The sequence below is a fragment of the Pedobacter cryoconitis genome (assembly GCF_003259615.1).
Taxonomy (GTDB): Bacteria; Bacteroidota; Bacteroidia; order Sphingobacteriales; family Sphingobacteriaceae; genus Pedobacter; species Pedobacter cryoconitis.
This window is the reverse complement of sequence record NZ_QLLR01000001.1, coordinates 353953-366824: the sequence shown is the minus strand read 5'-3', so window position 1 is coordinate 366824 and position 12872 is coordinate 353953. Positions and strand designations below refer to the sequence as shown.

11 protein-coding genes are annotated in these 12872 nt (G+C 40.0%); 7 read left to right on the top strand and 4 right to left on the bottom strand.

Features of this window, described 5'->3' with window-relative positions; all coding sequences use genetic code 11:
* The 3 genes from LY11_RS01590 to LY11_RS01580 all read right to left on the bottom strand — a co-directional run bounded on the left by LY11_RS01590 (position 1) and on the right by LY11_RS01580 (position 5178).
* Positions 1-840: a siderophore-interacting protein gene (locus LY11_RS01590; RefSeq protein ID WP_111631974.1), complete on the bottom strand. Its 840-nt coding sequence runs from the start codon at positions 838-840 to the stop codon at positions 1-3.
* Positions 841-1069: 229 nt separating this feature from the next.
* Complete coding sequence (locus tag LY11_RS01585; RefSeq protein WP_111631973.1) at positions 1070-2308, bottom strand: RagB/SusD family nutrient uptake outer membrane protein; 1239 nt, start codon at positions 2306-2308, stop codon at positions 1070-1072.
* A 23-nt stretch (positions 2309-2331) separates the two neighbouring features.
* A complete protein-coding gene (locus tag LY11_RS01580; RefSeq protein WP_111631972.1) occupies positions 2332-5178 on the bottom strand; it encodes a TonB-dependent receptor domain-containing protein in 2847 nt (948 codons plus the stop codon).
* Between the two features lie 255 nt (positions 5179-5433).
* Here LY11_RS01580 and LY11_RS01575 point away from each other — a divergent pair, with 255 nt between their 5' ends.
* A complete protein-coding gene (locus LY11_RS01575; protein WP_111631971.1) occupies positions 5434-5916 on the top strand; it encodes a hypothetical protein in 483 nt (160 codons plus the stop codon).
* Positions 5917-5927: 11 nt separating this feature from the next.
* Here the strand turns inward: LY11_RS01575 and LY11_RS01570 are convergent, their stop codons facing one another.
* The gene (locus LY11_RS01570) at positions 5928-7352 is read right to left on the bottom strand and encodes an aminotransferase-like domain-containing protein (protein WP_111631970.1); all 1425 of its coding nucleotides are present in this window, start codon (positions 7350-7352) and stop codon (positions 5928-5930) included.
* Between the two features lie 90 nt (positions 7353-7442).
* Here LY11_RS01570 and LY11_RS01565 point away from each other — a divergent pair, with 90 nt between their 5' ends.
* The 6 genes from LY11_RS01565 to LY11_RS01535 all read left to right on the top strand — a co-directional run bounded on the left by LY11_RS01565 (position 7443) and on the right by LY11_RS01535 (position 12789).
* Entirely contained in the window at positions 7443-8027 is a 585-nt protein-coding gene (locus LY11_RS01565) for a GNAT family N-acetyltransferase (RefSeq protein ID WP_111631969.1), read from the top strand.
* Between the two features lie 552 nt (positions 8028-8579).
* Positions 8580-9500: a hypothetical protein gene (locus LY11_RS01555; protein ID WP_111631967.1), complete on the top strand. Its 921-nt coding sequence runs from the start codon at positions 8580-8582 to the stop codon at positions 9498-9500.
* A 100-nt stretch (positions 9501-9600) separates the two neighbouring features.
* On the top strand, positions 9601-10080 hold the full coding sequence (locus LY11_RS01550; RefSeq protein ID WP_111631966.1) for an FKBP-type peptidyl-prolyl cis-trans isomerase: 480 nt from the start codon (positions 9601-9603) through the stop codon (positions 10078-10080).
* Between the two features lie 281 nt (positions 10081-10361).
* Positions 10362-11303, top strand: coding sequence for an ion channel (locus LY11_RS01545; RefSeq protein WP_111631965.1), 942 nt, complete (start codon positions 10362-10364; stop codon positions 11301-11303).
* Between the two features lie 30 nt (positions 11304-11333).
* Positions 11334-11873, top strand: a complete 540-nt coding sequence (locus LY11_RS01540) for a hypothetical protein (RefSeq protein WP_111631964.1) — start codon at positions 11334-11336, stop codon at positions 11871-11873.
* A 160-nt stretch (positions 11874-12033) separates the two neighbouring features.
* Positions 12034-12789, top strand: a complete 756-nt coding sequence (locus LY11_RS01535; RefSeq protein ID WP_111631963.1) for a M57 family metalloprotease — start codon at positions 12034-12036, stop codon at positions 12787-12789.
* Positions 12790-12872 lie beyond the last annotated feature (83 nt).

The window sequence follows — 12872 nt, the reverse complement described above, 5'->3', positions numbered from 1 at the left end:
TTACTTTTCTTCGTGATGCTCTGCGCGGCGTGCTTTGACTGAACCATCCTCACTTGCTCCGAATTTCCAGTAAGAGTAAGCATATAATTCACTTTGATCCCAATTTTGTTCTTTGCGCAAAAATTGGCGGATGTCTTTTACGGTTGAAAATTCAGCCGCTGCATAACCAAAACGCGTAGTGTTATGCTGCCCGGGTATTTTTGCGGTACGTACAGCATCGGCCAAAAGCGTGTTTTCTCCAGGATGTTCGTTGTAAATCCAGTTGATCTGAATGTTTGCGTCAGTTTTTAATTCCTGCTCGTCTTCTTTGGTGGGTATTTCAATATAGGCCACCCCGGTTGCAGTAGAGGGAAGGGTTTCCAGGATAGTGGCAATAACTGGTATTCCGGTCGCATCTGCAGCCAGTAAATACCAATCTGCTTTTGGATAAATTACTGACTCTTTTGCTTTCATCAGGATGCCCAGAATATCTCCTGGTTTAGCGTGAATAGCCCATGCAGAGGCAGGCCCGCTGTCTCCATGTGCAACAAAATCAATTGTCATTTCCTTTTTCTCCACATCAATAGCCCGATGCGTATAAGTCCGGATAACTGGCTTTAAATGTTCTGGTGCAGGAAACCATTCTCCGGTATTATAGTCGAAATCGGGGAAATGAATTTCGTTAACTCCTGCAGGAGGGATAAAGATTTTATTGTTAATCCCCGGGGTTGTTTCTGCAAAAAGAGGCACATCATCACCAGTCAGGATAATACGAATATAATGGGGGGTGAGATACACCTTATTTTTTACGGCTAATACTCCGCGGACAATGGCAGGTAATTCTTTTTTTGTTTCACTCATCGTAGCTTTTGCTGGTTAACTACGGGTAAAGATATGTTATTTGTAATCTTTCTAAATAACTAAAGCCAGCTATGACAAAGGAATTACATAAAGTTAAAAGTCTGCCCTACAACGAAGTACTGTTCAGTAACTGGAAGTGATCTAGGTTGAGAAGGGGTTGGTAAGGCCAATAGCCTTACCAACCCCTTCTCAACCTAGATCACAACAACCCCACAATAGGTGGAGTTACTTACCTGGTTTCAATTTCAGGAACGCCAATCCAGTGCCAGTTTCTTTTGGTAAATCCCGGGGTCAGATCTCCATCAATATTGAATCTTCTTAAATCAATTAACCGGGTTCCCCTCCAGGATAAGTAGATCCTGCGGATTACCGCGATGTCAGTTAGCGTAAGTGTAATCTGTTTAGATAGGTTTGATTTACCCGTCGCGTCATATTTGGTAATTACAGTATTGATAACGTCAATTGCGTTTCCGGTTAATAAACCACGGACAATCAATTCCGCTCTGATCAATTGCATTTCATCAAAATCAGTAACCAGCAGCGGATCTCTTTCCTTAAAATAGGTTAAAGACCAGTGTCCTTTAGGTGCTTTTACAACCGGGTTACGTGTTTTGTCTGCTGTTGTTATTAATGCGGCAACCAGTGCCGGATCAACCGCTGCGTCTCTTACATTGATACTTAAAGCAGAGAAGAAGGCATTACTGACCGTCCCTACTGTATTTAAGAAAGCAAAGTTTTCTGTTGCTGAAAAAGATTGATTGATATGTGCTGCGGCCAAACCATAGTTTTGGGTATGTATCCCTAATTTGGTTAACAAGGAATGTAACAGTCTTTTTTCCTGGTCATTGGCTATTGGCAATGCCTCTTCCCAATAGCGCTGTGCTTTAGCATAAGCTTGTTCATGTGTAACCAGCATATGGTCTGCATAAACAGCATGATTTGCTTCACTTACGGTGAAATAATCTGCCAGTAACATCCAGGCATAACCTGCGTGTAAACGGGCATTGATTAACGCACCTTGTTTAATTTTCAGCTTATCTTCTTCTGAAGGGTTTTGCTGTGTGGCCAGTTTAATCGCATCTTCTGCCCGCGCTCTGTAGTTCTGAGCGTTTGACCATGCACTAAAAAGAGAAGGGTTATCCGGGCTCAGTTTATCTTCGTCAAGCTCTTTGTAAAAAGGTGAATTGGGTACTGCAGTAGAGGTGATCTCATCTGCAATTGCACCAGAAGCTACAAGTAAATCTGAGGATGCCGTAGCACCAGCACGCCATACCCCTGCAATGATTGGCCCGTTGACGTAAACTCCTTTATCGATGCGGCCTAACATTTCCAGGCTGTTTAGTTGTGATTCATCAACTGTACTGTCTGGTGATTTCGGGTCATTTACCCATTTATTACAAGATGAAAAGGTTAATGCGATGCAAAGTACCGTACTAATTCTAAAAATATATTTTGTGTTCTTTAACATAATCTTTTGATAAACAATGCGTATTAAAATCCAATATTTAAACTAAACGCATAAGTGCGCGGAGCCGGAACAGCTGTCCAGTCTGAAGATAAATAGCTGATTCCTTTAGTTCTTTTGCTGCCACCCTGAGAATCAATCTGAGGTTCAGCGCCGCCATAGTTCGTAGTCAGCCAAAGGTTATTTCCTGTTACTGAGATTACGCAGCGTTTCAATACGCCTTTTGTATAGCGTTTTGCCCAGTCACCCAGATCATAAGACAAGGTTAAATTACTTAACCTGATGAAGTCGGCTTTCTGAATAAAATCACCTCTGACACCTTCAACTTTTGAGAGGGCAGTAGCGGTGGAGATATAATCGGCCGTGCCTGGTGTAAGAGAGGCTAATTGCGTTTTTAAAGTTTCTTTGGCTTCATAGTTATTTCCCTGAGAAGCCACATTTCTTGCTGAAATATTATAAACTTTAGCTCCTTTTGAATAAGTAAAAAGTGATTGTACACGTAAGTTGTCAAACAATTGCAGGCCAAATCCTACTGAGCCGTTGTAGGTAGGAAAGGGTTTGCCTAATTCTTGCAGAGGGCCTTCTTTTGCACCTGTATAAACGCCTTTGGCATCAAATACCGGGCCTTGGGAAAGATTGGAATAAAAAGCAAATGCTGGTAATTCGGCTCTGATCAGGTTCACTGAACTCAGAATATCTTTATCGCCCGAATTGATGACTTTATTAGATTGCTGATTGAAGATGGCATAAATGTCCAGGCTGTGCTTTTTATTGGCGCTGGTAAAGACTCTGCTGTTGTAAGAAATTTCCAGTCCCTGACCTTGTATTTTACCAATATTTTCAGGGTAATCACCGCTTAAACTGGATGGAAAACCTAAGGAAGGTAATAAGGTGGTATAAACGATCGCATCGCGGGTATACTGTCTGTAATAGGTAAAGCTTAATTTCTGATTGAATATTTTTACATCCGTTCCGATTTCAAACTCACCTGTACGCTCTGGTTTAATATCCGGATTTCCTTTCCTTAAAGGTTTTACTATAGTCCCAAAAGAAGAATTCTCCACCAGGTAAGCAGTTTGCGCATCACCCGGATAAGGTAAGCGGCCTGATTCTCCATAGGCAGCTCTGAATTTCCATTCTTCTACTTTGCCTTTCAAGAAGTCCATTCCTGCTACGTTGTAGGCCACACTTACAGTAGGGTACCAGATGCTGGCTACATTTCTTCCGATCATATTGGATACATCACGTCTGAGTCCGGCATTGATAAATAACTTGTTATCATAACTTAGAAATGCTTCTCCATATAAGCCATGGGTACGCTTTTCAAAGGTGTTATCTGTAGTCCCTAAAATTTCTGCTGCGGAAGCGATATTGCTGATGCCTGGAACAGCGAAATTACGCACACTGATTCCGGTAACTTTTTCGGATGCCTGGGTAGTTTGAGACAGGAAAGACAGGTTTAACTGCCATTTCGGGTTGAATACAAAGTTACGGGACAGTTTAAAATCCCAGTTCATGTTTTGATTACGGCGGTTACTGATTTGTTTGCTCCCTGTATTGTTTGTGCCTTGTAAATAGCCGTAAGGAAGATAGTTTAAGCCGTCAATCCGGTTCAGGTCTAAACCGACCAATGTCTCTGCTTTGATTTCGAAAGGAAAAGTATAAGCTAGTTTCAGGCTTCCTGTAAAGCGGTCATTTTCGTATTCTTTTTGAATGGCACGCCAGCTTTCTTCTGCGATAAATGGCCATGGGGTGCGGTCACGCATCAGGTTCCAGATCGCGTCGTCACGTCCTGAAGCTGATTGTGGAATGCTTAATTTCCCTTTAACATATCCTGCAGTAAGAGAGAGTTTAAAACGGTCTTTGGTGAAGTCGTATCCGGTACGGACTGTCTGCCTGTTGTCCTGATTTCCAGGAACGATACCTGCATTTTTATTGGTATTTGCAGAAAGAAAAATACTGTTGTTCTCATCAATTTGTGAGGTAACATTGGCATATAATTGCTGTTCTGTCCCTTTTCTGAAGAAATCATTCAAAGGGTCATTGTTTACGAACTGATCATATTTTCTGGCCAGTTCGCTGAACCCTGCGGTGTATTTTACATTAATGGCTATTCCTTTTTTGCCGTTTAAACCACGTTTAGTTTGAATGACCACTACACCGTTTGCGGCTTCAGCACCATAAGATGCTGCTGCTGCCGGGCCTTTAATGACATCGATAGATTCTATATCGTTTAAGGGTAAGTCGTTCAATGCGCTCATGGCTTCCTGCGAAGAGTTAATGTCTGAGGTATTGCTGCTGCCATAACGTACACCATCTATAAAAATCAGGGGGTCGCGATCCATACTGAAGGTGGCGGATGAACGGATGTCAAAGCGGATCGGCATGCCCACTTTACCATTGGTATTGTAAACCTGTGCGCCGCTGATTCTTCCGTTAACAATGTCTGCAAGTGAGGAAGGGTTACTGGTGGCAACAATTCCTGCTGCATTAATGTGGTCTATGTTTGTTCCAATTGCTTTTTTACTTCTTGAATTGGCTAAACTGGCGGTTACCATAACTTCTTGCAGCTCAACGCCTGGTTCAAGAGCGATATTGATTTGCTGTCCGTCTTTAATTACCGGGTATTGCTTTTGGAAATCTTTATACCCGATCATCTTTACGATCAGGGTTTCGCCAGATTGCAGTTGTAAACTGAACTTGCCCTGTGCATCTGCCATTACACCTTTTCCGGGGTGTTCTTTGACGGAAATGCTGGCTCCTATAACGGTTTCCCTGGTGTTTTTGTCCTGTACTGTGCCTTTGATAACCTGTGCCTGAATTGTGCAACAGAGGAGCATAGCTGTTCCTAATGTGGTAAAGATTTTAATCATATGGTGTGTTTAATAGGGTTGTGCTAATTTGTAATTATCTGATAATGTTTGATTTAGACTACTTGTTTAGTGTTGGTCTAAATAAGAATTGGCGGGCGCAAAGATAGGGATTACTTTAAAAGTGGCAAGGGGTAATGTTAAAACTATATAGACTTTTCAAAATCCTACTCCTTCCGGGGTTGTTTTAGTGGTTTGATTTCTACATCTGCTGCCTGTCATTTCACGTAGATGTTTTGAACCTTCAAACCAAAACCTATGAAAGCACGTGAAATGATCTCAACGATGATCAAAACAGAAAATAAGGCAATAGAATGGAAAGCAAGAAACGGTTTAAACATTTTGCGCGTTTCATTAGGGCTTATTTTTATATGGTTTGGTGTGCTCAAATTTTTCCCTGGTGTTAGTGCAGCTGAGGTGATAGCCGGGCGTACTATAGAAAAACTGACCTTTGGCCTGATTCTTCCTCCGGTTTCCTTGCCTGTTCTTGCGGTTTGGGAATGTATAATTGGTTTGGGGTTAATCTCTAAAAAATTGCTTGGGTTGACCTTATTGTTGCTTTATTTTCAGATGATTGGCACTTTTTTACCACTTGTGTTTTTTCCGGATGAAACTTTTGCACATGGCCTGCTTGTTCCCACTTTATTAGGACAATACATTATTAAAAATATTGTGCTGCTTTCTGGCGGCGTGGTGATTGGAGCAACAGTAAAGATCAGAAAGACGGACATGGAATTCTAATGATAAGCGCTTTAACGAATTAAGTTTCCAATAGTTTTTATGGCATTGCTGAGTTCGGTGGTCCAGGGTAATCCGTAGCTGAGGCGCAAACAGTTATTGTACTGATTTTGTAAGGTAAACATCCTGCCCGGGGCAAAACTAACCTTCCTTTTGATCGTCTGATCATAAAGTTCAGCAGTATTAATCCTGGGGTCCAATTCTATCCATAACATGAAACCACCTTTTGGCCTGCTGATTTTTGTTCCTTCGGGAAAGTATTTCCGGATAGCTTCTGTGTAGTGCAGACTATTACTGCTTAGGGTATTTCTTAGTTTTTTCAGATGACTTTCATAACGTCCTTTTTCCAGAAAATCGGCAACTGCTTCCTGGGTAAGTGTTGTGGATGAAATAGCTGTGGCGAATTTTACGCGCCTGATTTGTTCAGTGAATTTTCCGGGGGTAAGCCAGCCCACACGATAACCCGGAGCCAGTGTTTTGGAAACGGAACTGCATAAGAGTACGAGGCCGCTTTCATCATATGTTTTACAATTTACGGGTCTGTCTGCGCCAAAATACAGATCACCATAGAGGTCATTTTCTATCAAGGGTACATCATAATGTGCCAGGAGCCTGACTGCTTCTTTTTTATGCCCCGCTGGCATCGTACCGCCCATAGGATTACTGAAATTACTGATAAACAGGCATAGCTTGATCTTGTTCTTTTGCAATGCCATTTTTAAGGCTTCCAGTTCAACGCCTGTTTCGGGATGCGTGGGAAGCTCCAGAACTTTTAACCCTAAACTTAATGCCAGCTGAAGAATACCAAAATACACCGGACTCTCTACCGCTATAGTATCACCTCTTTGTGTGAGTGCGATCATTGCCTGGAACATTGCGCCAGTGCAGCCTGCGGTGGTTATAATGTCGTTTTCTGTAAGTTTTCCTCCCCAGGTTGCCGATAAACGTGCAATTTGACGACGCAGTTTAGGATTTCCGGAAACATGTTCATAGCCTGATCCATATTCAGGTAAAGTGTGCAGCGCATGATTTAATGCTTTGTTTAATTTAGGTAATGGTAGCAGTGCGGCCGAGGGAACACCCAGAGAAAGCATGATATGGTCAGAACTGATGCCGTCGTAAACTTTGCTGACTATGCTGGAAGTGTTTTCATTACCGAGGGATAAAGACGGTTTACTGGCATTGGGAAGCGCGTTTGTTTGCAGCGTATAACTTACATAATAACCTGATTGTGGTACAGAACGAATGAGGCTTCTGCTTTCCAGGAGATAGTAAGCCTGTAATGCAGTACTCATACTTACTTTATAATGCTGATGTATAGCTCTTAGTGAAGGAAGTTTATCTCCTGAAACCAATACACCTGAATGAATCTGATGCGTTAGGTCAGCAGCAATAGTTTCATACAAATAACTTTTATTCGCTGTATCAGACTTTGTCATGGGGTATAACTGTTATGGTTAATTTAGATAAAACTGTATCTGTACTGGTTCTTGTAAAATTAGGAAATTTGGTTAAAAGACGAATTTTATATGAAGAAAGATTCCATAGCCGAAGCTATAGTTTTACAGGTCGCCACTACCAACCTGCATTTTAACCAGATCCTTGCCTTGCAGAAAGAGAATCTGTACAGTTCCCTGAGTGCGGCCCAGCAAGAACAACAAGGTTTTGTATTTGCTGAACATAACCTGGCGCTATTAAAAAAGATGGCGGTTTATTTACCACAGGTCATTGCAACTTGTAATGATAAGGTAATTGCTTATAATCTGGCGATGCACGTTTCTTTGAGCAATGACTTATCAAGCCTGTTGCCGATGTTTAAGGAGTTTGAACGTTGTCGCTATCGGGGAAAGTTATTAGCGGATTATACTTACCTGGTAGGTGGACAGGTATGTGTGCACCATGATTTCAGGGGGCGGGGCTTATTGAAAAGTTTATACCAGGAAACCAAAAACAGAACAGGACATCTTTATCAATTGTGTGTAACAGAAATCTCTGCCAGGAATGTTAATTCCTTAAAGGTTCACCAAAGAATGGGATTTGAAATCATTGGTACTTACAGAGACGAAAAGGAATTGTGGAATGTAGTGGTATGGGATTTAATTAAAAGTATATAGTTGTTTTCTTTATTGACCGTCATTAATGAACTGATCTTATTTTCTTGTTTAGCGCAGGTATTGAGGGTTTTACGTTTGTAAATAGCTCATTAATTGCATACTTATGTTGTGTTGGTGTTTTTAAAATAATAATTTCCTGATAGCGATGTCGCTTTAAAATCTAGATTAACTATAAGTAAGGTCATTATTTAGTATATTTAATTCTGTTTTTATAAAATTAATATAGCTGTTAGTTATTAATTTATTGATTAATGGTTATTTATTTTATATTTGTTATATAAATTAATAATCTAAAAACAAATAAACTAAATGAAGACCAGAAAGAAAAGTTACCTGATCCTGCTTTGTAGTATCACATTGCTTGCTGTAAGTTGTAAAAGGGAGGATTTTAAGAAAACTGACGTAGTTAATAACAGCTCCTCAGAAATTAAAGTAGAGGATGGGTATTTGTCATTTTCTAGTTATGAAAATTTCATGAAGGTATTTTTAAATATCTCAAACCTTAACAGTTCAGATAGAGTTAAATGAGAAAAATCAATTGGTTTTACCTCTTTGGGAACTATTTATGACAATTTCAATTCAGAACTGCAAGCGCTGGAAAAGAGTAAACCTCAGGATGCCTTACAGCAGTATTCAAGATTAAAACAAAAGTATGCTGGTCAGTTAACTTTTACAGACAGTACTTATAATCTAAAATGTACCGGAGTTAGAGAGTCTTTCCTGGCTAACAAAGATGGTATTGTGAAAATTGGGGATGAATTTATTCATTTCGGAGTTAACGGGTATGAAACCTTTAAAGCTTCGGCGGGTAAAGGGTATGCTGGTTCAGTTAAGGTAGATGCGATTAACGGATCTCAGCCTAACGCTAATTCCCTAACTGTGACTGCTGGTAATTATGGGATGACCAGCCAGGGAAATGGGCAGTTTTATGCCAGGGTAAAACTTTATAATATACATACAGGCGCTGGTGGATATAGAGGTTTTGTCGCTTTAGAATGTTATGCGAGACATAAAAACTGGATTGGAATTTGGGCCGACAGGAAATCACTTGTTGGAATCTCTGGCGCGGTAGATTTAGAGCTGATTAAAGGTGCTGCAAATAATCCGGTTTCTTCCACTCCGTTCAATGCTTTGATTGGTGGGTCTGTATTTCCTCCTCCTCCATTAGGAACGCCAACTCCAGGTACTGGAAATGAAAATCTTACAGAAAGATATGAAGTTGTTTTAGCTTTGTCTCAATATCTTAAAACTAACGCCCAGCCTATTTTTAATGTAGGAAATAACATAGAGTTAGGTAGTAATCCGGCAATAGTAAATGACGATTTTTTACAGCCTTTAGGCTATTGGAAAACGGCAAAAAGTGTAGAATTTAAAATACCTTTCGCTTATACCCCTATAAAAATTAATGCGATGTCTGGTTTTGACTTGCTTACAAATAATATTACTTATCCTGAGCTTATACTGAACTTCTAATCAGTTCAGTATAGGATTTTTAACCCCGGAACAATTTGTTCCGGGGTTTTTTATTAAAACTTTTTAGTGAATCATCAAAATAAATTTACATTTGCATCCGATGATTAAGATTAAACACCTCATAGTATTACTTGTATGTACAGTAACCGCGTTTACGTCCTGCAAGAAAAAAGAAACTTTTGACGTTGATGCGCAATTCAGAGCGGATACTACGGCAATCAGAGCTTTTATAGTTCTTAACAAAATCCCTGCAATTAAAGATCCTGCATCGGGACTGTTCTATCAGATTATAACCCCTGGATCAGGAACTGCCAAGATCACAACCTCCACTACCGTTTCGGTAAATTATACAGGCCGTTTCCTGAATGGTAATGTTTTTGATCAGAGTAACGGAACACCAATATCGTTTCCTTTAGGTGGCGTTATTGCCGGATGGCAGATTGGCGTACCTCTTATTCAGCCTGGTGGCCGTATCCGTTTGATTATGCCTTCTGTATTAGCTTATGGAAATGAAGGTAAAGGAAGCGTTCAGCCGAATACTGTATTGGATTTTACAATTGATCTGCTCAGTGCTAAATAAGTAATTACAATTATATTATTTAAAGCCACTGTTTATGAAAATAGACAGTGGCTTTTTTATTTTTCATCAGCAGTAGGGGTATTCATGGGTAAGCGCGTCTTATGGGAATAAAAGACATAAATACACTTAATCATGATAGTAGAATCAAGTAAAAATGCCCTGTATATCATTCTTGCGGGAGTAATCATTGCATCGATGGTTGTTTTAATTGGTGGCTAAAAGCACTGTTAAAACTGTTATTTTAGAATACGCTGAATTTTCATTAAAATTAGGTGGAAATTATGGCGCTATTTAAACGTAAATCACAAATTGACGATGATCTCGGATTTGGTACACAACCAATCCTCGGGGATCAGCGAATGATGAATGCAGACGGGTCTTCGAATATAAGGCGAATTGGTTTGCCATTCATCAGGACATCCGATACCTACAACTGGCTGATCTCTATGACCTGGAAGAAATTTCTGTTCATTTTGCTGATGGCCTATTTGCTGGTTAATATCCTCTTTGCTTCCCTATATGTTTTAATCGGTATTGAAAACCTTAAAGGGGCTGACGGAATTACGCCGAGAGATCATTTCTTTGACGCATTTTTCTTCTCCGCACAAACCATTTCTACGGTCGGTTATGGGCATATCAGTCCTGACGGTTTTTTGACGAGCTGTTTGGCTGCCTTTGAGTCTATGTTAGGCTTATTGGCTTTTGCGCTCGCAACAGGTTTATTGTATGGCCGGTTTTCCAGGCCAACGGCTAAAGTTGTTTACAGTGAGAACATGGTGATAGCGCCTTATAAAGAAATTAAAGGGCTGATGTTCAGGTTAGCCAATTTAAGAAATAACCAGCTGATCGAAATAGAAGTGCAGGTGGTACTTTCTTATAATGAGTTGGTTGGGGACCAAAAGAAAAGACGTTTTTATCCTTTAGAACTTGAGCGCGCAAAAATAGGTTTGCTAACCATGAGCTGGACAGTCGTTCACCCTATTGATGAAAATAGCCCGCTGTATCATAAAACTGCAGAAGAATTAGCTGAGGCCGAAGTAGAAATACTGGTTTTACTCAAAGCTTTTGATGATACCTTTTCTCAGACTGTACATACCCGGACTTCCTATAAAGACGAAAACATTATTCACAATGCAAGATTTGTAACTATTTTCTCCAGAGATAGCAATGGTCAGCTTACTTTGGATCTTTCAAAGATAGGAAGTCTGGAATTATTGGATTAAATTCATAAATTAGTTAAAAAATCTAACCCTATGAAAACTTCTTATCTAATGTATTTATTAATCATCCTGGCGATACCTTCTTGTAAAATGAAAAAAGATGCAGTACAGCACATTGCAGCAGCGGATTCTTTCCTGCCGATGCAAATCGGAAATAAATGGTCGCATAGTGCAAGCTCCTACACTGAAATCCAGGATACAGTGAGGATTGATAAAAAACTGTATTACAAATTTTATTCTTTGGTTGGAGGGGACGCAACGGACACCAAATATCTGAGAATAGATGCGCATAACCAGTTATTGGAAGGTTTCCCGGATCAGCCTGGAGTAGTTTATACGCACGCTAAATTTAATGCCAATGTGAATGATGTATTTTTTACCTTAAATGATAAAAGTACAAATGACTACCAGGTTAAACTGGTGGAAAAAACAGCAGACAGAAGGACTTTTGAGTTTGATATGGTGAATCAGCCTAATTTAAAAGGCAGTACGCATCAAGTGAGCTATCTCAAAGGTGTCGGGCTGGATGATGGCTGGAAAAATATAAAAGTAAATGGGAAAATTATTAAGTAATATTTTTTGTCAGGCTATATAAATTGGGTTTTTGATTTAATATAGCACATTTAAACCAGTGTATTTTTAACACTGGTTTAAAATAAATATCAAAAAAGTTACAGGAATAAATGAATGTTCTGTATATTGTAGTGTTACGATCTACCTAACAATCAACCCTATGAGAAAAAATTTGAAAAATTTCACTTTCATTGCGCTGGCCGCAATAGTGATCGCATCGTGTTCTAAAACCAAAGAATCACCTGCAGCCCCTGACCCGCAAACTGAGAAATCTGAAAAGGTATTGTCCTATATTCAGAGCCTTGGTTTTCCTGCATCAGCTATTGTTGAAAATGGCGATCACTATGTAGTGGAGGAAGATATTATCTTCCCGAAAAACATGGTTATCCCTGCTGGTCAGCCAAAAACTGAGCAGTACTATACAGGCAGCCTGGTGAATGCCACCAATAAAAGAAACATACGTGTAAAAGTGGACGCTTCTATGACCAGCATGAATGCAGAGGTGACTTCTGCAGTGAATCAATGGAATGGAATTGCTGGTTCTACCGTTAAATTCTCGATAGTGACAAGCGGAACTTATGACATCCTGATCAAAGATGAAAATCTTGGTAATGGTGTTTGTGGTCAGGGAACATTTCCTTCTGGCGGTGCTGCAGGTAACTTAATTAAAATCAACAAAGCTTATATTGCTGCAAATAGTTTTGCACAGCGTCAAAGAACAATTACGCATGAGCTGGGACACAATATTTCATTGAGACATACAAACTGGTCAGCTATTGGTGAGGGCACTGCCACACCTGTACCAGGAGTTGGAGGAACAGATGCTGCCTCACTAATGAATGGTGGCCAGTGTAATTCGGGTGCTACTGTATTGTCGACAAAAGATAAACAAGCAACCGTTGCGCTATATCCATAATAATTAACTAAGAAAAAAATAACTTAAGGTCGTAACTTATTCAGGATAGATGACTCCGGTAACTTAAGGGCATCTATCCTGCT